This window comes from Aquabacterium sp. CECT 9606 (assembly GCF_918741295.1).
In the GTDB taxonomy this organism is placed as follows: domain Bacteria; phylum Pseudomonadota; class Gammaproteobacteria; order Burkholderiales; family Burkholderiaceae_C; genus Aquabacterium.
Genome location: NZ_CAKKNB010000004.1, coordinates 198144 through 217816, shown reverse-complemented (window position 1 = coordinate 217816; position 19673 = coordinate 198144). Strand labels below are relative to the sequence as shown.

21 protein-coding genes are annotated in these 19673 nt (G+C 63.7%); 13 read left to right on the top strand and 8 right to left on the bottom strand.

What is annotated here, in order from left to right; genetic code table 11:
* The first annotated feature begins 2 nt into the window (after positions 1 to 2).
* The 5 genes from LQ232_RS18255 to LQ232_RS18235 all read left to right on the top strand — a co-directional run bounded on the left by LQ232_RS18255 (position 3) and on the right by LQ232_RS18235 (position 6025).
* Positions 3 to 851: a DUF1571 domain-containing protein gene (locus LQ232_RS18255; protein ID WP_230181822.1), complete on the top strand. Its 849-nt coding sequence runs from the start codon at positions 3 to 5 to the stop codon at positions 849 to 851.
* A gap of 47 nt (positions 852 to 898) precedes the next feature.
* Entirely contained in the window at positions 899 to 2278 is a 1380-nt protein-coding gene (locus LQ232_RS18250) for an NYN domain-containing protein (protein WP_230181821.1), read from the top strand.
* 320 nt (positions 2279 to 2598) lie between these two features.
* A complete protein-coding gene (locus LQ232_RS18245) occupies positions 2599 to 4728 on the top strand; it encodes a methyl-accepting chemotaxis protein (RefSeq protein WP_230181820.1) in 2130 nt (709 codons plus the stop codon).
* Between the two features lie 14 nt (positions 4729 to 4742).
* A complete protein-coding gene (locus LQ232_RS18240) occupies positions 4743 to 5555 on the top strand; it encodes a protein-glutamate O-methyltransferase CheR (protein ID WP_230181819.1) in 813 nt (270 codons plus the stop codon).
* A complete protein-coding gene (locus tag LQ232_RS18235) occupies positions 5555 to 6025 on the top strand; it encodes a chemotaxis protein CheD (RefSeq protein WP_230181818.1) in 471 nt (156 codons plus the stop codon). Before LQ232_RS18240 ends, LQ232_RS18235 begins: the two co-directional genes overlap by 1 nt.
* A 33-nt stretch (positions 6026 to 6058) precedes the next feature.
* Here the strand turns inward: LQ232_RS18235 and LQ232_RS18230 are convergent, their stop codons facing one another.
* Positions 6059 to 7054, bottom strand: coding sequence for a PEP-CTERM sorting domain-containing protein (locus LQ232_RS18230; RefSeq protein ID WP_230181817.1), 996 nt, complete (start codon positions 7052 to 7054; stop codon positions 6059 to 6061).
* A gap of 267 nt (positions 7055 to 7321) precedes the next feature.
* Here LQ232_RS18230 and LQ232_RS18225 point away from each other — a divergent pair, with 267 nt between their 5' ends.
* Both LQ232_RS18225 and LQ232_RS18220 read left to right on the top strand, forming a co-directional pair.
* Positions 7322 to 7573: a DUF3297 family protein gene (locus LQ232_RS18225; RefSeq protein ID WP_230181816.1), complete on the top strand. Its 252-nt coding sequence runs from the start codon at positions 7322 to 7324 to the stop codon at positions 7571 to 7573.
* 38 nt (positions 7574 to 7611) lie between these two features.
* A complete protein-coding gene (locus tag LQ232_RS18220; RefSeq protein ID WP_230181815.1) occupies positions 7612 to 8487 on the top strand; it encodes a hypothetical protein in 876 nt (291 codons plus the stop codon).
* A 35-nt stretch (positions 8488 to 8522) separates the two neighbouring features.
* On the opposite strand, the gene LQ232_RS18215 is transcribed toward LQ232_RS18220, so the two are convergent.
* Positions 8523 to 8702, bottom strand: a complete 180-nt coding sequence (locus tag LQ232_RS18215; protein ID WP_230181814.1) for an oxidoreductase-like domain-containing protein — start codon at positions 8700 to 8702, stop codon at positions 8523 to 8525.
* Between the two features lie 64 nt (positions 8703 to 8766).
* Here LQ232_RS18215 and LQ232_RS18210 point away from each other — a divergent pair, with 64 nt between their 5' ends.
* The 3 genes from LQ232_RS18210 to LQ232_RS18200 all read left to right on the top strand — a co-directional run bounded on the left by LQ232_RS18210 (position 8767) and on the right by LQ232_RS18200 (position 11557).
* Positions 8767 to 9732 carry a GyrI-like domain-containing protein gene (locus tag LQ232_RS18210; protein WP_230181813.1) on the top strand — a complete coding sequence of 322 codons (966 nt, stop codon included), beginning with the start codon at positions 8767 to 8769 and terminating at the stop codon, positions 9730 to 9732.
* Positions 9733 to 9817: 85 nt separating this feature from the next.
* The gene (locus LQ232_RS18205; protein ID WP_230181812.1) at positions 9818 to 10513 is read left to right on the top strand and encodes a lamin tail domain-containing protein; all 696 of its coding nucleotides are present in this window, start codon (positions 9818 to 9820) and stop codon (positions 10511 to 10513) included.
* A 24-nt stretch (positions 10514 to 10537) separates the two neighbouring features.
* Positions 10538 to 11557: an SdiA-regulated domain-containing protein gene (locus LQ232_RS18200; protein WP_230181811.1), complete on the top strand. Its 1020-nt coding sequence runs from the start codon at positions 10538 to 10540 to the stop codon at positions 11555 to 11557.
* Here LQ232_RS18200 and LQ232_RS18195 read toward each other — a convergent pair.
* Both LQ232_RS18195 and LQ232_RS18190 read right to left on the bottom strand, forming a co-directional pair.
* On the bottom strand, positions 11517 to 13322 hold the full coding sequence (locus LQ232_RS18195) for a glutamine--tRNA ligase/YqeY domain fusion protein (protein WP_230181810.1): 1806 nt from the start codon (positions 13320 to 13322) through the stop codon (positions 11517 to 11519). The two genes, LQ232_RS18200 and LQ232_RS18195, sit on opposite strands and share 41 nt — an antisense overlap.
* 17 nt (positions 13323 to 13339) lie before the next feature.
* A complete protein-coding gene (locus LQ232_RS18190; protein ID WP_230181809.1) occupies positions 13340 to 13822 on the bottom strand; it encodes a MarR family winged helix-turn-helix transcriptional regulator in 483 nt (160 codons plus the stop codon).
* A gap of 235 nt (positions 13823 to 14057) precedes the next feature.
* Here LQ232_RS18190 and LQ232_RS18185 point away from each other — a divergent pair, with 235 nt between their 5' ends.
* Entirely contained in the window at positions 14058 to 14822 is a 765-nt protein-coding gene (locus LQ232_RS18185; RefSeq protein ID WP_230181808.1) for a hypothetical protein, read from the top strand.
* Here the strand turns inward: LQ232_RS18185 and LQ232_RS18180 are convergent.
* Positions 14810 to 15265 (bottom strand): DUF3717 domain-containing protein, encoded by a 456-nt coding sequence (locus LQ232_RS18180; protein WP_230181807.1) that lies wholly within the window; start codon positions 15263 to 15265, stop codon positions 14810 to 14812. The genes LQ232_RS18185 and LQ232_RS18180 overlap by 13 nt on opposite strands.
* Before the next feature lie 8 nt (positions 15266 to 15273).
* Positions 15274 to 16581 (bottom strand): tryptophan--tRNA ligase, encoded by a 1308-nt coding sequence (locus tag LQ232_RS18175; RefSeq protein ID WP_230181806.1) that lies wholly within the window; start codon positions 16579 to 16581, stop codon positions 15274 to 15276.
* A 92-nt stretch (positions 16582 to 16673) separates the two neighbouring features.
* Here LQ232_RS18175 and purN point away from each other — a divergent pair, with 92 nt between their 5' ends.
* A complete protein-coding gene (gene purN, locus LQ232_RS18170; protein ID WP_230181805.1) occupies positions 16674 to 17324 on the top strand; it encodes a phosphoribosylglycinamide formyltransferase in 651 nt (216 codons plus the stop codon).
* Entirely contained in the window at positions 17321 to 18058 is a 738-nt protein-coding gene (locus tag LQ232_RS18165; RefSeq protein WP_230181804.1) for a site-2 protease family protein, read from the top strand. The genes purN and LQ232_RS18165 overlap by 4 nt, the downstream gene beginning before the upstream one ends.
* Here the strand turns inward: LQ232_RS18165 and LQ232_RS18160 are convergent.
* Entirely contained in the window at positions 18043 to 18699 is a 657-nt protein-coding gene (locus LQ232_RS18160) for a HAMP domain-containing sensor histidine kinase (protein WP_230181803.1), read from the bottom strand. The genes LQ232_RS18165 and LQ232_RS18160 overlap by 16 nt on opposite strands.
* Positions 18683 to 19474 (bottom strand): response regulator, encoded by a 792-nt coding sequence (locus tag LQ232_RS18155; RefSeq protein WP_230181802.1) that lies wholly within the window; start codon positions 19472 to 19474, stop codon positions 18683 to 18685. The genes LQ232_RS18160 and LQ232_RS18155 overlap by 17 nt, the downstream gene beginning before the upstream one ends.
* Between the last annotated feature and the right edge of the window lie 199 nt (positions 19475 to 19673).

Below are 19673 nucleotides of genomic sequence, written 5' to 3'. Positions count from 1 at the left end.
TCATGAAACGCAGCCCTTTGTTCCCTCGCTTCCTCAGCAACCTGGTCATGGCAGGGGCCATGTTGCTGTCCGCGCCTGCAGGTGCCCAGGTCATCAGCGCCTCCGCCGAGGCCGAGGCCCTGGTCCAGAAGATCAAGTCCGGCGCGCTGCTCGCGATGAGTGACGAGCAAGTGCTCAAGACATTCAGCCAGCTGGACCCCCAGGCCATTCCCAGCTACCTGGAACTGGGCCTGAAGTCGCTCGACGAGTGCGAGATCTGGATGAAGCGCCAGGAGCGCTTGTCCAGTGGCTGGACGAGGCAACCCTTCGTCACCTACATCAAATATCGCCACCAGCCTCGTCAGGTCTACGTTCAGTGGCTCAAGGACAGCCCCAAGGCTGGCCAGGAAATCATCTACGACGAAACCAAGCGCAAGGACGCCAGCTATGGCCACCTCGGGGGTTTCTTCAACGTGACCTCGATGTGGACCTCCATCGACGGCGCCATGGCCAAGGGCAACTCCAACCACACCGTGCGCGATCTGGGCATGCAGTCGGTGGTGGGCATCCTGGTGGACAGCAACCGCCGGCGCCTCAAGGAAGGCCTGCCCACCGCGCCCAATCAGATCGAGATCGCCAGGATCAATGGTGAGCGCACTGCGGCCCTGACCTGGGTCACGCCCCCTGGCATGACCGGCAGCTACGCCGCCAAATCCAAGGTCTACGTGAACCTGGCCCAGCCCTGGATCCGCATGATCGAGTCCTGGGACGAACATGGCGAGATGAACGAACGCGTCAGCTTCGACAAGGTGCTTCCCGCCACCTTCACCGACGCGGATTTCGACCCTGAAAACAGCAGCTATGGGTTTTGAGCCCAGGCCATGTGATGATTCGGGCCACTGAGACCAATGAGAACGACATGGCCACACCCCAAGACCACATCAGCATGGCGCTGTTCTGCGACTTCGAAAACGTCGCCCTCGGCGTGCGCGATGCGCAGTACGACAAGTTCGACATCAAGCGCGTGCTGGAGCGCCTGCTGCTCAAAGGCAGCATCGTCGTCAAGAAAGCCTATTGCGACTGGGAGCGCTACAAGGGCTTCAAAGCCACCATGCATGAGGCCAATTTCGAGCTGATCGAGATCCCGCACGTGCGCCAATCCGGCAAGAATTCAGCCGACATCCGCCTGGTGGTCGATGCGCTCGACCTTTGCTACACCAAGTCGCACGTCAACACCTTCGTCATCATCTCGGGCGATTCCGATTTTTCGCCGCTGGTGTCCAAGCTGCGCGAGAACGCCAAGTACGTGATCGGCGTGGGCGTCAAGCAATCGACCTCGGACCTCTTGATCGCCAATTGCGACGAATTCATCTTCTACGACGACCTGGTGCGCGAAAGCCAACGCCAGGCCGCGCGGCGCGACACGCGCGACAACCGCGAGCCCCAGCAAAACCGCCGCACGCCCGAAGAAGAAGCGCGCCGACGCGAAGAGCTGCACGCCCACCGCACCAAGGCCGTGGAGATGGCCGCCGAAACCTACGAGGCCATGGTCACGGACCGCGACGAAGGTGGCCGCATCTGGGCCTCGGTGCTCAAGGAAGCCATCAAGCGCCGCAACCCGGGCTTCAACGAGAACTACTACGGCTTTCGCACCTTCGGCAACCTGCTGGAAGAAGCGCGTGCCCGTGGCTTGCTGGAGTTTGGCCGCGATGAAAAATCCAGCGCCTATGTGTACCGCAGCAGCGGTGTGCCACCGCGCGCCGAAGACAACAGCGCCGCCGAGGCCACGTCGGATCAGGCCCGTGCCCAGACAGCCCATGGCGAAGGTGAGGCGCAGCCATCCAACGCCGAGCCTTCGGTCCGTGAAGAGCGCGGCGAGGGTGGCCGCCGCCGTGGGCGCGGTGGTCGTTCGGCCTCAGGCCGTGGGCAGCAGCAAGGCGAACGCAGCGAAACTCGCCGCCCACAGCATGAGGCCGACGCAGGCCGTGGGCGCGACGGACGCGCGGCACCGCAGGGCGATCGCCAGCCCGCCGGACAGGAACACGCCAGCCCGCCCGAGCCCGTGAACGCACCGGTGAACCCGCCCAACGCCAGCCCCAGCCCGGCGCAGGGCGACCTGGCCCTCCCCCCCGCCGCCAAGAAAACGCCGCGTGCTGCCGCCAAGAAATCCCCTGCCCGCAAGAGCGCGGCCAGCAAGGCAGCAACGGCGCCAGCCACCGCAGGCGACGCACCCGCGGCCCGCAAGGCTGCGCCCCGCGCGCGGCGGCCGCGCAAAGCCGCTGACGACAACCCCGCATGAAACGCGTTGCATGCTGGGCGAAATAGCGCCCAAGCGTGCAACATTTCACACGCGCATACCCAGGGTTGTCTGCATGCTTGAGGGTGTCAAGCCGATATACAGGGCTTGATCCGATAAACATGGAGGAACCTCATGCTGGGCTCATGCCGCATTCACAAAGCAGAGGGTTCTTCCACGGGCCATCGGAGCAGTTTCCTGCTTGACCAGCACGAGTCGGTCGGTCTGACCGACTCGTCGAGCTTGAATTCAACTCTGACAAAAAATGGATCCCTGGCGCTGCTGGCCGTCACTCCACACTCAATCAGTGAAGGACATTCAGCATGAGCCAAGCTACGCATTCGTGGATCACCCGCCTTTTTGACAACGCCAGGTACCGCCGGCAACTGGCCGAGGCCGAGCAAGCCAGGCTGGATGCTGAGATTGCGTTGGCCGACATGAAGGGTCAACTCAGCGCCATCAGAAAGGCCCAGGCCGTGATCGAGTTCTCGCTGGATGGCAAGGTCCTCACCGCCAACGACAACTTCCTGAACACGCTGGGCTACTCGCTGGCCGAGATCCAGGGCCAACACCATGGCCTGTTCGTGGACCCGGCCTACCGCGCCACCGTGGAGTACCGTCTGTTCTGGGAAAAGCTGGGCCGCGGTGAGTTCGATGCAGGCGAATACAAGCGCATCGGCAAGGGCGGCAAGGAGGTCTGGATCCAGGCCACCTACAACCCCATCATGGACGCCCATGGCAAGCCCTTCAAAGTGGTGAAGTACGCCAGCGACATCACCACCGCCAAGCTGCAGGCCGCCGATTTCTCGGGCCAGCTGTCCGCGATCAACAAGGCCCAGGCGGTGATCGAATTCACGCTGGATGGCAAGATCGTCAACGCCAACGAGAACTTCCTGAGGACGCTGGGCTATTCGCTGGCCGAGATCCAGGGCCAGCACCACGGCATGTTCGTCGACCCGGACCACCGTGCCAGCCTGGAATACCGACTGTTCTGGGAAAAACTCGGCCGTGGCGAGTTTGATGCCGGCCAATACAAGCGCATTGGCAAGGGTGGCAAAGAGGTCTGGATCCAGGCTTCTTACAACCCCATCATGGACATGAACGGCAAGCCCTTCAAGGTGGTGAAGTACGCCACCGACACCACGGCCCAAGTCAACGCGGCCCGAATGTTGGCGCAGGCTGTGGAACAGGCTCAAAGCGTGACCTCGGCTGCCCAAGGCGGTGACCTGAGCCAGCGCATCCCCATGGCCGGCAAGACCGGCCCGATCGAAGTTCTTTGCGCCGGCGTCAATGCCCTGCTGGAAACCACCAGCGTCATCTTCGACGATGTGGGCCGTGCCCTGAGCGCCTTGTCGGCCGGTGACCTGAGCCAGCGCATCACCCGTGATTACAGCGGTGTCTTCGGCCAAGTCAAGGAAGACGCCAACGCCACCAGCGAGAAGCTGTCCAGCATCATCGACGACGTGGGCCGCGTGCTCGGCGCCATGGCCTCGGGCGACCTGGGCCAGCGCATCACGCGCGATGCCGAAGGCACGTTCGAGCAAGTCAAGAACGACGCCAACACCACCTGCGAGAAGCTGGCCAGCATCATCGACGAAGTGCGCGGTGCGGCCGATGCCTTGTCGGGCGCGGCCAGCCAGGTCAGCGCCACCGCGCAATCGCTGTCGCAAGCGGCCAGCGAGCAGGCTTCTTCCGTGGAAGAAACCACCGCCTCCATCGACATGATGTCGATCTCCATCACGCAGAACAGCGACAACGCCAACGTCACTGATGGCATGGCCACCAAGGCCAGCACCGAAGCCGGTGAAGGCGGCGAGGCCGTCACGCAAACCGTGCACGCCATGAAACAGATCGCGCAAAAGATCAGCATCGTGGACGACATCGCCTACCAGACCAACCTGCTGGCCCTGAACGCCGCCATTGAAGCGGCGCGCGCGGGCGAGCATGGCAAGGGCTTTGCCGTGGTGGCCGCCGAAGTGCGCAAGCTGGCCGAACGCAGCCAGGAAGCCGCCAAGGAGATTGGCGACCTGGCCAGCCACAGCGTGTCCACCGCAGAGCGAGCGGGCAAGTTGCTGGGCGAGATCGTGCCCTCCATCCAGAAAACCAGCGGCTTGGTGCAAGAAATCGCCGCGGCCTCATCCGAGCAAAGCCAGTCGGTGTCACAGATCAGCAGCGCCATGTCGCAGCTGAGCAAGGCCACGCAGCAAAACGCCTCGGCCTCTGAAGAACTGGCCGCCACGTCCGAAGAGTTGTCGGGCCAGGCCGAACAGTTGCAACAATCGGTGGCCTTCTTCCACCTGGGCGAAGAAGCCGCCCCGGCCAAGAAGGCCAAACCCGATGCCGACCAGGGCAAGCGCCGCGCCAATGGCGCACCCTCGGTCATGCGCGCCGTGGCATCATCGTCCAAGCCAGGCGCCCCAAGGGCCATCAGCGGCAACTTCCGGCCTTACTGAGCGAGGAGCTGATCATGGTTGAGCTGCGTGACGACACGTACCGCCAGATCACAGGCCTGATGTACCAAACCATGGGGCTGTCGCTGGGCGACGCCAAGAAGCCCTTGGTGTCATCGCGCCTGGGGCCTCGCATCCAAAGGTTGGGCATGGAGGGTTTTGATGATTACCTGGCCTTGATTTCCAGCGATCACGACGAGGGTGAATTCCAGGTCGCGGTAGACCTGCTGACCACCAACGAGACCTACTTCTTCCGCGAGCCCGAGCACTTCGCCTTGCTCGAAAAAGAGATCGATGCCCAGCGCCTGAAAGCGCCTTCGATCTGGAGCGCCGCCAGCTCGTTTGGCGACGAAGCCTTCAGCATCGCCATGCTGCTGGCCGACCTGCAGCAAAAGGGCCGCATCAGTTCGAGATGGTCCATCCTGGGCACCGACATCAGTGACAGGGTGCTGCGCAGCGCCAGCCAGGCCATCTACCCTGAAGAGCGCCTGCGCCACGTTGCGCCCCGGCGCCTGAAGCAGTACTGCCTGCGCGGCGATGGCGATGCCGAAGGCCTGGTCCAGATCCAGCCCAAGCTGCGCGAGCACGTGCGTTTTGGCCAGCTCAACCTGTGCCAGCCCATCGAAGACCTGGGGCCGTTCGACATCATCTTTCTGCGCAATGTGCTGATCTACTTTGACGCGCCCACCAAGCGCGAGGTGGTGGACCGCGTGCTGACCCAACTGAAGCCCGGCGGCCTGTTTTTCATCGGCTCGGCCGAAGGTCGCGTGGCCTGCGACACGCCCTTGAAATCCATCGCCACAGGCGTCTTCCGCAAGGTGGCCGGGTGATGGCGGAACAGTGCTTCCACACCTTTTTGCACCCCGGCGATGTTGTGTGCGCCCACCGTGGTGACCGGATCGAAACCCTGTTGGGCTCGTGTGTGGCCATCATCCTGACCGACCCACACCGCACGGTGGGCGCGATGTGCCACATCGTGCACGCGCATTCGGCCAACGCCAAAGCGCGGCTCACCACCTCCCACGCCAGCACGGCCCTGGCCACCATGTACCAGTTGCTCAAGACCGAGGGCTTTGCCCCCCAGCTGTGCAAGGCCTACGTCTATGGCGGCGGCAACATGTTCCCCACCCTGTCGCACCGGCGCCCGGTGGGCGATGCCAACGTCAGCTGGGTGCTTGACGCCCTGCAGCGCGATCGCGTGGACCTGATCCACCATGACGTCGGTGGTGATGCCTATCGACGCCTGGCCTGGACCGTCGGTACCGTGGCGCCGCAGGTGAAGGCCGTGAAAGTAGCCTGAGGAAGGTTGCCCAACCCCGATCTGCAAAAACAATCAGACCGGGGTTTTCTTCTTTCGGCGCCATGCAAGCGCCAGCGCCCCACCCCCCAACAAAGACAGAACGACCGCATTGGGCTCAGGCACCGAGCTTGGGATCAGCATATAAGGTCTGGACACCCCTGAAACAACATGCTGCGCGTTGCCAACGACCCACCCCTGGTCATTGATGCCCACGGCATTGACGAGCACCCACTCCGACCCTTCTGCATATTGGTTGAGGTCGATGACGCTCTGACCGTCCCACAACGTCGCGACGGCTTGCCCGCCTTTGTAGCTGCTTCCGACGATCTGGCCCAGGTTGTTGATGTCCCCGGCAGCACCGGAGACAGACCCGGCGAGCAAACCAAGTTCCGTGATGTTGCCGTTGTCCCAGCGCACGGCGTGGCCACCGCTATCCCCGATGATCTGACCGGCATTGTTGATGTCGAACGCCGCACTGCCATCGCCTTCATGGAGCACGCCCAGGTCTGTCGGCACGCCACTTGTCCACAGCGTGGCTCGACCCTGGGAGAAATCCATCTCGCTGCGTCCCACCACCAGCCCGGCGTCATTGATGGCGGACGCGCTGCTGCCAAGGTGCGCCCCGCCCACGGACGGCAGGATGGCGGCTTGGGCACTGTGCGATTGCCAAACCAGCGCATGCGCGGTGCCACTGACACTGCCCGTGCCCACAATCTGGCCAGAAAGGTTGATGCTTTCCGCCTGGCTTTCATCGTTGATATCGCCGGGTGACCGCAATTGCTGAACAACAGAGTTGTCCCAATAGCTCGCCTGGTTTCCACGTCTGCTGGAGTTATAACCAACGCCTGCACCCAGGTCATTGATGGCCAAGCCCCCGCTGTAACTGCTCACCTGCATGGCGGAGGTTTCAGTCCAGACCATGGTCGAGGTGACGTCCGCGACCCAGGACCCGCCAACTGCTTGTCCAACGTTGTTGATGCCCGCCACCCAGCCCGAGGCATATTCCCCGCCCTCCACGCCCAGCTCCACGAATCGGTAAGGCGGGGAAGTGGCGGCTTGAGCGCTGGCCGCCAAACCTGTGGCAGCCACGAAGGCCAGTAATTTTCGGCGCAGGCCCATGTTGCGGCTTAGCAATGTGGTCGACATGTGGATTCACCCTGAAGTTTTTAATGACAAAAAGCATCGTACAGGGGCTGGCGAGTTCATCAAGCTGAAGACTGCTTCCCTTTGTAAATGGCCTGCCCGTGGAAATCCGCGAAAATGGCGACCATTGCCCGCAACCCACCATGAGGCCCCATGAACGAAGCTTCTCTACACACCCCCAGCCTGCCCGACCGCCTGTCCATCGACCCGCGCAGCGCGCATTACAACGCCGCTGTGTTCGAGCGTGACATCGGCATCCGCTTCAATGAAAAAGAGCGCTTCGACGTCGAAGAATACTGTGTCAGCGAGGGCTGGATCAAGGTGCCCGCCGGCAAAAAGGTCGACCGCAAAGGCAAGCCCCTGCTGCTCACCTTGAAGGGCAAGGTCGAAGCGTTTTACAAGTGACTGAAGGCTGTTGACCCAACCACACAATCAGCCCCACGATGAAACCCCTACCCCGCAAACTGCTGGCAGCCATCGCCTCCGCAACAGCCTTGTTGACATCACTTCCCGCCACCGCCGCCCAACACGGCCCAGCGCCCATTGCAGCCAAGCTCAATGAAGCCGGCCCCTACGAGGTCAGCGACTACTCAATCCCCAATGCCGACGCAGAAGCCAAGGGCTACGGCGGCGGCACCGTCTACTACCCCAAGGCCTCTTCAGGCGAAACCTTCGGCATCGTGGCGATGATGCCCGGCTTCCTGGCCTTCCAGGCCGTGTACGCCAAGCTGGTCCAGAAGATCGCATCGCATGGCTTCATCGTGGCCAGCCTTGACAGCGTGGGCCGGGCCGACTTTCCCGAAGCACGCGCGGCACAGTTGGCGGTGGGCCTGGCGCACGTGGCCCAACTCGCCCGGGGTGGCCAAGTGCCTTACGCCTCGGTGGCCGATCCTTCGCGCCGCGCCATCATGGGCAACTCCATGGGCGGTGGCGCCGCCTTGTCAGCCATGCTCGTTGACCCAAGCCTGAAGGCCGCGGTGGCCCTTCAGCCCTGGCACACCGTCAAAAGCTTTCCAGGGGTCAAGACACCGACCTTGGTCGTGGCCTGCCAGACCGACGGCATTGCGCCCAACAAGGCGCACTCCGACGCTTTCTACGCCAGCTTGCCCGGCAATCTGCCCCGGGCTGAAATCGAGGTCAAGGACACCGGCCACCTGTGCGCCACCTTCCTGACCAGCGAGGCCAACCTGAACACCATGGGCAAATCGGCCGTGGCCTGGCTCAAGCGCTTCCTGGACGAGGACATGCGTTACGACCCGATGGTGAAGGGCGGCATCAACCAGGGCGAGTTCAGCCGTTTCACCGTCGAGGGCTTCTGATCACGCGGGGTTGAGCGAAGTGCCGCATGGTGCGCTCAAGCGCCATTGTGGCGCGCCTGCCAGGCCCGCAAGGCCTGCCGGTAGTCGTCCATGGCCATGTCGTGGAGGTCGAAGATACAGGGCTCGCAGCCATTGCCGCAGCAGGCGTCGAGGTCAGGCTGCTCGGGCGGCAAAGGCATCGGGTCGGTGTCGGGGATGGCGGAATCGGTGCTCATGGCGGCTATTTTCGCGCACATGCGGACACACGGCATTGGCCAGGCGCGGACAGAATCCCCTCCCATGTCACGAAGCAGCAAACGGCGCCCACCCGCCGCCCCACCCCAACGCACCGCCGCCCTGATCTCGCGCTCCCTGGCCTACGTGGACGCGCACCTCGACCAGGTGCTCGATGCCCACACCCTGGCCGACCAGGCCGCGATGTCGCGCCACCACTTCCACCGCATGTTCCAGGCGCAAGTAGGCTGCAGCGTCGCCAGCTACGTCACGTGGCGCCGTCTGCAACGTGCCTGCGCGCTGCTGGTCAGCGGCCCCGAGCCGGTGCTGGAAATCGCGCTGGCGGCAGGCTACGAATCGGCCCAGGCCTTGGCCAAGGCCATGCGGCGCGAACTGGACACCACGCCCACCGCCGTGCGCCGGGGCGACAGCGCGCCCTGGACCAGCCTGCTGACGCCCGATCGGCTGCAGCACCTCATTCCCTCCATTCACCAAACAGGAACCCCCACCATGCAAGTCACCCGCTTCACCACCCTGCCCCCGGGCATCCAGGCCCTCACCGCCACCGCGCGCGGCATGGTCGCCAACACCATGACCCGCGCCGCCCAAAGCGCCTTTGGCGAATTGATGGCCGCCGTGGTGCCCACTGGCCTGATGGCGCAGGCGCGCAGCTTCATCAGCATCGTGCCCGACGAGCACCAGGGCCCCGATGACCCGCATTGCCGCTACGTGGCCGGCATCGTGTTTGGCCACGAGATGGCCAGCGGCCAGGGCACCAGCCAGCAACCCGACCTGCCCTTGAGCGGCACACTGGCCTGGCAGACCCTGGAGCCGGGCCGCTACGCCGTGTTCACGCACATCGGGCCTTACACCACGTTGTACCAAGCCTGGGACGCCATCTACGCCGACTGGCTGCCGTCTTCAAACCTCACCCTGCGTGACGTGCCGCCCATGGAGCTGTGCATCAACACCCCGCAGACCACGCCGCCTGAAAAACTGCACACCGAGATCTGGCTGCCCGTGAACGACTGACCAGTCCTGCAGTCATCACGCCGACACACGCGAACGACAAGCTGCCGGGCTTCACCCTTTGTCATGCGTTCAATTGGAGTTGTCGATGAAAGCAGTTCAGAAGAAGGCCTTGCTGGCCGCGACCGTCCTGGCCTTGAGCTTGGACACCGCCGCCACGGCCCAGGCCCAGATCCGCGTCACCGAAGTTGCCCCCTGGGGCAGCAGCGCCAGCAACCCGGCCATCCCCTATGCCACCGACTGGTTCGAGTTGACCAACTTCGGCAGCAGCGATATCAGCATCAGCGGCTGGAAGATGGACGACAGCTCCAATGGCAGCGCCAAGGTGTCGCTGGTCGGCATCTCCACCATCAAGGCCGGTGAGTCAGTGATCTTCACCGAGACCGCCGCCTCGGCCAGCTTCCTGAGCACCTGGTTCGGTGCGAACGCACCCGCCGGCTTGCAGATCGGCACCTACACCGGCAGCGGCGTGGGCCTGAGCCAGTCGGGTGACGCGGTCAACATCTACAACGCCAGCAACGTGCTGCAGGCCAATGTGGTGTTCGGCGCTTCTGACGCCACCTCGCCTTACCAGACCTTCGACAACGCCATCGGGCTGAACAACACCACCATCACACAGTTGAGCGTGGTCGGTGTCAACGGCGCCTTCGCGGCGGCCAACCATGCCATCGAGATCGGCTCGCCCGGCAGCATCGCCGCCGTGCCCGAACCCGAAAGCTACGTGCTCGCGCTGGCCGCCCTCGGCCTGTTCGGTGTGATGGCTCGCAAGCGCCAACAGCGCTGATCACTCGGCGAAGGCACGCACACCATGAAGATCAAACACTTGACGATGGCCCTCGTGGCCGCGCTGGCCAGCCTGGGCGCGCATGCGGCCAGTTCCATCAACCTTGGCAACTACCAGGTCACGGGCACCTATGGGCTCGACATCCTGGGCAACACCAGCACGGGTGTGTCGGGCCTGGAAGCCTCGGCCGTCACCTACGCGCGCGACCGCGGCACCCTGTTCTACGTCGGTGACGAAGGCACGGGTGTGGTCGAGGTCTCGCTCACGGGCCAGACGCTCGGCACCATGGCCTTCAACTGGTCCAACACCGGCAGCAGCAAGCACGACACCGAGGGCCTGACCTACCTGGGCAACGGCGTGCTGGTGGTGAGCGAAGAGCGCCTGTACGACGCCTACCGCTTCACCTACGCCGCCAATGGCACCGCCAACCTGGCCAACGCGTCCGTGTCCATCAGCAATGCCAACGTGGGCAACGATGGCCTCGAAGGCATCAGCCACGACCCACGCAACGGCAGCTTCGTGATGGTCAAGCAGGACGTGCCCGAGGACATCCGCAGCGGAACATTGACCTTCGGCAACAACCTGGGCGGCGTGGCCAACACGACGACCTTGTTCGATCCCACGCTGATGGGCCTGTCGACCTTGTCCGATGTGCAGACGCTGTCGCCCGTGGACGCGTTGGCCGGCACCGCCGCAGCCGACAATCTGCTGGTGCTGAGCCTGGGTTCGCGCAAGCTGGTCGAGGTGAACCGCCAGGGCCAGGTCCTGAGCTTCTTCGACCTGTCCAACGTGCTGCCCCACAACGGCATCGAAGGCGTGACCGTGGACGAGAAAGGCACCATCTACCTGGTGGCCGAGCAGATCCAGGACGGTTTCGGCCCGGCCAATCCGCAGTCGCAGCTGATCGTGCTGTCGGCCATGCCGGTGCCCGAGCCCGAGTCCTACGTCATCGCGCTGGTGGGGCTGGGTTTGCTGGGCGTCCTCTCGCGTCGCAAACCACTATTCACTTGCCCCAGCTGTCCTTCAAGCCCGTCACCCGGTTGAACACGGGCTTGCCGGCCACATGGTCCTTGCGGTCGGCCACGAAATAGCCGTGCCGCTCGAACTGGAACTTCTGGTCAGGCGCGGCCTGGGCCAGTGAAGGCTCCACAAAGGCCGTGACGACCTTCTTGCTGTCGGGGTTCAGGCTGGCCAGGAAGTCCTTGCCACCGGCATCCGGTTGCGCATCGGTGAACAGGCGGTCGTACAGGCGCACCTCGGCGGCCACGCCATCGGCCACGCCAACCCAGGTGATGGCGGCCTTGACCTTGACGCTGTCGGCGCCGGGTGTGCCACTCTTGGTGTCGGGCACCACGGTGGCGTGAACCTCGATCACGCGGCCATCGGCGTCTTTGGCGCAGCCGGTGCACTCGATCACGTAGCCGCCCTTCAGGCGCACCTTGTTGCCGGGGAAGAGGCGCTTGTAGCCCTTGGGCGGCACTTCCTCGAAGTCCTCGCGCTCGATCCACACTTCCTTGCCCAGCGTGAAGTGGCGCACTGGCGATTCAGTGCCTTCGGGCGGGTGCGGCAGGGCGGGCAGCGCGCAGGGCTCCAGGTGGCCGTTTGAAAAAACCTCGTCCCAGTTGTTCAGCACCAGCTTGACCGGATCGAGCACGGCCATGCCACGGTGGGCCTTGTTCTCCAGGTCGTCACGCAAGGCGATGTCCAGCGTGCTGTAGTCGATCCAGCTGTCGGCCTTGGTCACGCCAATGCGTTCGCAGAACAGCTGGATGGCCTCGGGCGTGTAGCCACGGCGGCGCAGGCCAACGATGGTAGGCATGCGCGGGTCGTCCCAACCTTCAACCGTGCCTTCGTCCACCAGTTGCTTGAGCTTGCGCTTGCTGGTGATGACGTAGGTGAGGTTCAGACGCGCGAATTCGTACTGCTTGGGCGTGGGTTGTTGCAGCAGGCCCAGTTCGGCCAGTCGGTCGAGCAGCCAGTCATAGAAGGGGCGCTGGTCCTCAAACTCCAACGTGCAGATCGAATGCGTGATCTGCTCCAGGGCGTCTTCGATCGGGTGCGCGAAGGTGTACATCGGGTAGATGCACCACTTGTCGCCCGTGTTGTGGTGGGTGGCGCGGCGGATGCGGTAGATGGCCGGGTCGCGCAAGTTGATGTTCGGCGCGGCCATGTCGATCTTGGCGCGCAGCACCATGCTGCCGTCGGCATGCTGGCCATCGCGCATTTCGCGGAAACGGGCCAGGTTCTGCTCGGGCGTGCGCGAGCGGAAAGGGCTGTCCTTGCCGGGCGTGGTGAAGTCACCGCGGTTGGCGCGCATTTCTTCGGGGGTCTGCTCGTCCACATAGGCCAGGCCAGCACCGATCAGGGCTTCGGCCGCGCGGTACATGAAATCGAAGTAATTGCTGGCGTAGTAGAGGTGGTCCTGCTGCTGGCCATTGAAGTTCGATTGCCAGCCGAAGCCCAGCCACTTGACCGAGTCCAGGATGCTGTCGACGTATTCCTGTTCTTCTTTTTCAGGGTTGGTGTCGTCGAAGCGCATGTGGCAGACGCCGCCGTAATCGCGTGCCAGGCCAAAATTCAGGCAGATGCTCTTGGCATGGCCCACATGCAGGTAGCCGTTGGGCTCGGGCGGGAAACGGGTGCGGACCTTGGCCGGATCGGGTTGCCCGCTCAGTTGGTGTTGGGCGTCACCGGGTGTGCCGGCCCATCGGCGGCTGGCATACGTGCCCTGCTCCAGGTCGCGGTCAATGATGCCGCGCAGGAAGTTGCTGGGTTTGTGGGGGGTCGAATCATCAAGGGGAGCGTTCATCCCCCGATTCTATTCATTCACCGGTTCGGGTTGGCCAGTTGCTGCAGCATGGCCAGCAACTGCCCGGTGCCGGCCGCCCCCAGTGGCCGCGCGGCCAACTGGTCTTGCTGCACCACGGCCTGGGTGATCGCCACCAGGTCGGTCTGCCCTTTCGCGGTCAAGGCCAGGCCAAAGGCGCGGCGGTCTTCGGGGACATCCAGGCGCTCCACATAGCCCAGATCCTCCAGGGCATCCACCAACATCACCGCGCCGGAGCGGGCGATGCCCATCACTTTGGCCAGCTGGGTTAGCTTGAGGCCCGGGTTGCGCGAAATGATGATCAGCGCCGAGAACCGAGGCGGGGTGATGTTCCACGGGGCGAGGGACTGGATGAACAGGTCGTTCAGGGCCAGTTGCGCGCGGCGAACCCCGTAGCCCACCAGGGAGTCCAGCACGCCGTAGTCAATGCCCGGCACCTGGGGATTGAAAAATGCATCGATGGAAACGTCGTTCTTGTTCATTGGGGCCCTGGGTAACTTGTGCGGCGGATTTTAGTCGCAGTGCCAAAACACCAATTTCAAACATCGCCATCGCAAACACTTAGAGAGAATTGATGCTTGTTTCAAACGATCACCCCTCAAGCAAGGGGGTAGCTTGGCCAATCAAGGGTTCGCCCTCGCAGGCGATGCAAACGGTGCTTCTCACAATGGCCGGGGCGCGAAAAACATCACACAAAGCTGCCCGAGATCGGCCTCAATGCTCAGCACCCATTACCAAAAAGTACGGTCCCTCAGCGTGTTCGACATCATGCGGATGCACGCCATCTTCTCGGCCAACTACGCCAATGGACCCATGGACACCTTCATGAGCGACCTGAGCCGCAAGGACGGTGTGTTCCTGGTCCGCAAGAAATCCACCGACGAGATCGTGGGCTTTTCAACGCTGGGCATCCACGAGTTCCAGCACCAGGGGCGCACCGTGCGCGGCCTGTTCAGCGGTGACACCATCATCGAGAAGGCCTACTGGGGCTCGCGCAGCCTGCAGACCGCGTTCGCGCTCAAACTGTTCACCGAGGCCCTCAAGCGCCCTTTCTCGCGCCAATACTGGCTGCTGATCTCCAAGGGCTACAAGACCTATCTGCTGCTGTCCAAGAACTTTCCAGAGCATTACCCCAAGCGCGGGCAAGACAACCCACGGCTGAAGGCGCTGGTGATCAACTACTGCGATGCGCTCTTCCCCGGCAAGCTGGACCGCGAGTTGATGACGCTGGATTTTGGCGACAACGCCAATTGCCTGAAGCAGGATGTGGCCGGCATCGATGACGCGCTGAGGGCGCGCGAGCCCGACGTGGCTTTCTTTGAACAGCTCAACCCGAACTGGCAGCGCGGCACCGAGCTGCCGTGCATTGGCCGCGCCGACCTGGGCATGTTTTTGTGGGCGATCTGGCCCTTCTTGTGGAAGGCCGTTTTCAAACCGGCCAAGAAAGCAGGCGCCAGGGCCGGCGTCAATCAGGTCGTCTGACCACTGCCATCTTCAGCTGGTGCGGGCGAGACCGCCACCCCTTCGCGGGCCCGCTCTGAATAGCGGTTGAAACGCCAGGCGCTGGATTCCATGGTGATGCGGCGCCAGGTGCCGCGTTTTTCACCGGGGGTCATCTCGGGCCACAACTGCACCTCGTCAAAGGTGCGGCCACAGCCTTTGCAGATGTCATCGCCCTGGCTGGTCGAGCAGATGGCGATGCAGGGCGTGTCGGGCGTGGTTTCGTACCATGCCAGCCAGGCCTGCTTGGCCTTGGGGGGCATGGTCGCTTCGTCGCACGAGGGTTCGCGGTAATACACCATCAAGGCGTATACCTCGGCCAGCGCACCCACTTGCGGACATGACTGGATGCCGTCCACGGACGGGCTGCGCTCGCGCCACCAGTTGATCGCCGATTCGATGTCCGTGATGTGGATGCCAGCCATGGTGGCGTTTACTCCTGCGCCGCGAGCAGTGCGGCCAAGGCGGCTTCAACGTCGGCCTGGGCCACGCCAGCGGCCAGGGCCACCGGTGCGCCAGCCAAGGCCTGCACGCCCTCCTGCTTGAAGCGCTTGACCCAAGTGCCTGCTTCGCGCCCCTCGGCAAAGGCCTGGCTTTGCAGCAGCACGCCGCCATCGGCCGTGGTGAGCTTGAAGTAGAACTGGCCATCGGCCTCGCGGTATTGCTTGAACACCGGCACGGCCGCTTTGCTGGCCTGGGCGGCCTGGGCTTTGGGGGCCGCCACGGCCACCATCTTGCGCAGGCCCACCGCATTGCGCAACTCGGCGAGGAAGGGTGTGGCCACGGCGCGGGCCTTGCGGGCACCCAGCAACAAAATCTCTTCGATCTGCTCGGGGTGAGCCATCAAGTGCTCGTACTTCTCGCGCATGGGGCCCACATGGGCTTCGATCAGATCGACCACGCGCTGCTTGGCCTCGCCCCAAGCCAGGCCAGCGCGCAGGTCGGCGTGGAAGCTGGCACGTTGTGCATCATTGGCGAAGGCATCGTGGATGGTCACCAGGTGCGCACCCTCGGGGTCTTTCGGCTCGCCAGGCAATCGGGAATCGGTGACGATGCGCGCAACCGCGTCCTTCAAAGCCTTGGGACCACCCTGGAACAAGGGCACGGTGTTGTCGTAGCTCTTGGACATCTTGCGGCCATCCAGGCCAGGCAAGGTGGCCACGGTCTCTTCGATCTCGGCTTGCGGCAGCACGAACAAGTCCTTGCCGGCCCCAAAGACATGGTTGAAACGCTGGGCCACGTCGCGGGCCATCTCGATGTGCTGCACCTGGTCGCGGCCCACGGGCACGCGGTGGGCGTTGAACAGCAAGATGTCGGCCGCCATCAGGATGGGGTAGCTGAACAGGCCCATGGTGATGCCGGCATCGGGCTCCTCGCCCGCGGCTTCGTTGGCATCGACCGATGCCTTGTAGGCGTGGGCGCGGTTCATCTGGCCCTTGGCGGTCACGCAGGTCAGCAGCCAGGTCAGTTCAGTCGTTTCGGGGATGTCGCTCTGGCGGTAAAAGGTAACGCGCTCCGGGTCCAGGCCGGCCGCCAGCCAGCTGGCCGCGATTTCGATGCGCGAGCGCTCGATGCGGGCCGGGTCGTCGCACTTGATCAGCGCGTGGTAATCGGCCAGGAAGAAAAAGCTTTCAACGCCGGCCTCACGGCTGGCCGCAATGGCCGGTCGGATGGCCCCGACGTAGTTGCCAAGGTGCGGGGTGCCGGTGGTCGTGATGCCGGTGAGAACGCGTTCGGTCATGGCTGGCTCGGGTGGGCGGTTGCGTGGTGGCAGGAAAGAGGCGCATTGTAGAAGGCCCCTCTTCCAAGCGCCCCCGCTACACTCTACGCCGCATGAAAAACATCGTCATCCTGATTTCCGGACGCGGCTCCAACATGGAAGCCATCGTCGAGGCCTGTGCCTCGGAGCACTGGTCGGCGCGCATTGCCGCCGTGATCAGCAACAAAGCCGAGGCCACGGGCCTGCGCTTCGCGGCCGACCGGGGCATTGCCACGGCGTCGGTGGACCACCGCCAGTTCGACACCCGCGAGGCCTTTGACGCCGAGCTGGCACGCACCATCGATGGCTTCGCACCCGACCTGGTGGTGCTGGCCGGTTTCATGCGCATCCTGACCGAGGGCTTTGTGCGGCACTTCGAGGGGCGCATGCTGAACATCCACCCCTCGCTGTTGCCAGCGTTTCCGGGCTTGCACACGCACCAGCGCGCCATTGAGGCGGGCTGCAAGCTGGCCGGTGCCACGGTGCATTTCGTGACGCCGGAGCTGGACCACGGCCCCATCGTGGCGCAAGCTGCGGTGCCCGTGCTGGTTGGCGACACGCCCGAGAGCTTGTCGGCGCGGGTGCTCAAGCAGGAGCACGCGGTCTACCCACGCGCCGTGCGCTGGTTCGTGGAAGGCCGCTTGAAGGTCGATGGCCACCAGGTGGTGCAGACCGAGGGCGAAGCGCAACTGGTGGTGGCTGCCGCGACAACCACCTCGCCATGATCAAGTGGTTGCTGCTGCTGTTCGGCGCGCTGAAGTTCAGCAAGCTGTTGATCACGGGCGGCACCATGCTGCTGTCGGTGGGGGTGTACGCCTGGATCTACGGCTGGCGCTATGCCGTCGGCTTTGTGGGCCTGCTGTTCGTACACGAGATGGGTCATTTCATCGCTGCGCGCCAACGCGGCTTGAAGGTCGGCGCGCCCACCTTCATCCCTTTTCTGGGCGCGTGGATCGAGATGAAAGACATGCCACACAACGCCGAGACCGAGGCGTATGTGGGCCTGGGCGGCCCCTTGATCGGCAGCCTGGGCGCCCTGGCCTGCTATGCCGTGGCACGCGATGGTGGGCCGGCGTTGATGTGGCTGCTGGCGGTGTCCTACGCGGGCTTCTTCTTGAACCTGTTCAACCTGATCCCGCTGTCGCCGCTGGATGGTGGGCGCATCACGGCTGTGTTGTCGCCCAAGCTGTGGTTGCTGGGCGCGCCCATCCTGGTCGGCCTGTTCTGGCTGAACCCCAACCCGGTGCTGCTGATCGTGGCCTTGCTGGCGGCACCGCAAGTGTTCAAGGCCTGGAAGTTCAAGGCTGAAGACCCCGTCCACGCCGACTACTACCGCGCCTCACCGCAGACGCGCTGGGTCTATGGCACGGCCTACCTGGGCCTGCTGGTGTTCCTGGCCGTGATGACGCATGACGTGCATGAGTTGCTGAAGATGGGCCAGGTTCACCCCGGGATGTGAACCCCGATGCCCGAGCGGGTGCCGTTGAACGGCTTGAGAACCACGCTGCCCCCCAGCTGTTGGGCGATCTGGGCCACGATGGCCAAGCCCAGCCCACATCGCCTGAGCGTCTGCGTGGGTGAGGCCTGCATGCCAAGCTGAACGAAAGGCTGAGTGGCCTTGAGCAGTTGTTCATGCGAAAGACCCGGCCCATGGTCGAAAACCAGCAGCGCCACGCCTGCCGCATCAGCCTGCACTTCGACCCAAACCGGCGCCGCGCCGTGGGCCAGCGCGTTGTCAACCAGATTGGCCAGCACCCGCTGCAGGGGCAAGCAGGGCACGACCACATCACGGGCTTCCAAAGGCCCCAGGCCGACATCGGACTGAACCTGTCGGTACGACGACACCCCACGGCGCACCAGTTCATGCAAGGAACCGAAGCCCTGGGACGATGGCGCGATGCAGCCCTGCGCGTAGCCCAGAATCTGGTCGATGAGGTGCGTGACCGTCTGGAAGTCCTCCTCCATGGCGCGAGAGACTTCTTCGGGGCAGTCCAGCTCGGCACGCAGGCGCAGGCGCGCCAGCGGCGTGCGCAGGTCGTGGGCGATGCCGGCCAGCAGCTTGATGCCAGCGGGCATGTCGGCCTTAAGGGACGAAGACATAGCCGTGGCCCCTGACCGTCTGGATGTAGCGCGGGCGCGAAGGCTCGGGCTCCAGCGTTTTGCGCAAACGCACGATGGACGCGTCAACCGAACGCAAGGTCACGTCGCCTGTCTTCGGATGCGACACCTGCAGCAGGCGTTCACGGGTGATGGCGGCGTGGGGATTGAGCACCAATTCGGCCAGGATGGCGTACTCGACAGTGCTGAGGATGCGCATCTCGCCATGGCGCTGCAGGCTGCGTGAGGCGGCCACAAAGCTGTGTTCGCCAATGCGCACGGTGGCATCGGGATCGATGGTGGAGCCCCCGTTCACGGGCCCCTGCCGGGCTGTCCGGCGCAACAGGGCGCGCACGCGGGCCAGCAACTCGCGGGTCGAAAAAGGTTTGCTGAGGTAGTCGTCGGCGCCCATTTCCAGGCCCAGCACGCGGTCGATTTCATCATTGCGCGCGGTGACCAACATCACGGGCATGTCGTGACCACCGGCCCGCAGGCGTCGGCAAGCGTCCAGCCCGTCCAGGCCTGGCAGGCCGATGTCCATCAGGATCAGGTCGGGGCGCGTCTCGGACACGCGCTGCAGCATTTCTTCGGCCTTCGTCATGGTTGTGACGGCGAAACCTTGCTTGCCCAGGTAACTGGACAGCATGTCCTGCAGCGCCAGATCGTCTTCCACAAGGTACAAGTGATAAGGCCGATCGTTGTCCATCGTGGTACTGCGTTGGGAAGGAAACCGCATCCTAGAGATGGGGTCGGCGCCTTGATCTGCCCATAAGGTCATGGCGGGAGGTCTTTATTGGCCAATGTGGTTCATGACATTTTCACGCCAGGGAAAAACACAGTTTACCCATATTGAATGAGCGCACCGGCCGCTTACCCGATTTAACATAACTTTTCGAAAGCGAACCCAACTTCACAAAATTGATCTGAACCCACATTTCAACTTCAACACAAAATCATCACATTGTGACGCGAGGTGA

Bases quoted from the DNA above. Each gene is read 5' to 3' on its own strand.
- LQ232_RS18235 (WP_230181818.1), top strand. From the start codon at position 5,555: ATGGCGGAACAGTGCTTCCACACCTTTTTGCACCCCGGCGATGTTGTG.
- LQ232_RS18240 (WP_230181819.1), top strand. From the start codon at position 4,743: ATGGTTGAGCTGCGTGACGACACGTACCGCCAGATCACAGGCCTGATG.
- LQ232_RS18200 (WP_230181811.1), top strand. From the start codon at position 10,538: ATGAAGATCAAACACTTGACGATGGCCCTCGTGGCCGCGCTGGCCAGC.
- LQ232_RS18180 (WP_230181807.1), bottom strand. From the start codon at position 15,265: ATGGCTGGCATCCACATCACGGACATCGAATCGGCGATCAACTGGTGG.
- LQ232_RS18205 (WP_230181812.1), top strand. From the start codon at position 9,818: ATGAAAGCAGTTCAGAAGAAGGCCTTGCTGGCCGCGACCGTCCTGGCC.
- purN (WP_230181805.1), top strand. From the start codon at position 16,674: ATGAAAAACATCGTCATCCTGATTTCCGGACGCGGCTCCAACATGGAA.
- LQ232_RS18190 (WP_230181809.1), bottom strand. From the start codon at position 13,822: ATGAACAAGAACGACGTTTCCATCGATGCATTTTTCAATCCCCAGGTG.
- LQ232_RS18160 (WP_230181803.1), bottom strand. From the start codon at position 18,699: ATGTCTTCGTCCCTTAAGGCCGACATGCCCGCTGGCATCAAGCTGCTG.
- LQ232_RS18225 (WP_230181816.1), top strand. From the start codon at position 7,322: ATGAACGAAGCTTCTCTACACACCCCCAGCCTGCCCGACCGCCTGTCC.
- LQ232_RS18210 (WP_230181813.1), top strand. From the start codon at position 8,767: ATGTCACGAAGCAGCAAACGGCGCCCACCCGCCGCCCCACCCCAACGC.
- LQ232_RS18245 (WP_230181820.1), top strand. From the start codon at position 2,599: ATGAGCCAAGCTACGCATTCGTGGATCACCCGCCTTTTTGACAACGCC.
- LQ232_RS18195 (WP_230181810.1), bottom strand. From the start codon at position 13,322: ATGAACGCTCCCCTTGATGATTCGACCCCCCACAAACCCAGCAACTTC.
- LQ232_RS18255 (WP_230181822.1), top strand. From the start codon at position 3: ATGAAACGCAGCCCTTTGTTCCCTCGCTTCCTCAGCAACCTGGTCATG.
- LQ232_RS18155 (WP_230181802.1), bottom strand. From the start codon at position 19,474: ATGACCTTATGGGCAGATCAAGGCGCCGACCCCATCTCTAGGATGCGG.
- LQ232_RS18175 (WP_230181806.1), bottom strand. From the start codon at position 16,581: ATGACCGAACGCGTTCTCACCGGCATCACGACCACCGGCACCCCGCAC.
- LQ232_RS18185 (WP_230181808.1), top strand. From the start codon at position 14,058: ATGCTCAGCACCCATTACCAAAAAGTACGGTCCCTCAGCGTGTTCGAC.
- LQ232_RS18250 (WP_230181821.1), top strand. From the start codon at position 899: ATGGCCACACCCCAAGACCACATCAGCATGGCGCTGTTCTGCGACTTC.
- LQ232_RS18220 (WP_230181815.1), top strand. From the start codon at position 7,612: ATGAAACCCCTACCCCGCAAACTGCTGGCAGCCATCGCCTCCGCAACA.
- LQ232_RS18215 (WP_230181814.1), bottom strand. From the start codon at position 8,702: ATGAGCACCGATTCCGCCATCCCCGACACCGACCCGATGCCTTTGCCG.
- LQ232_RS18165 (WP_230181804.1), top strand. From the start codon at position 17,321: ATGATCAAGTGGTTGCTGCTGCTGTTCGGCGCGCTGAAGTTCAGCAAG.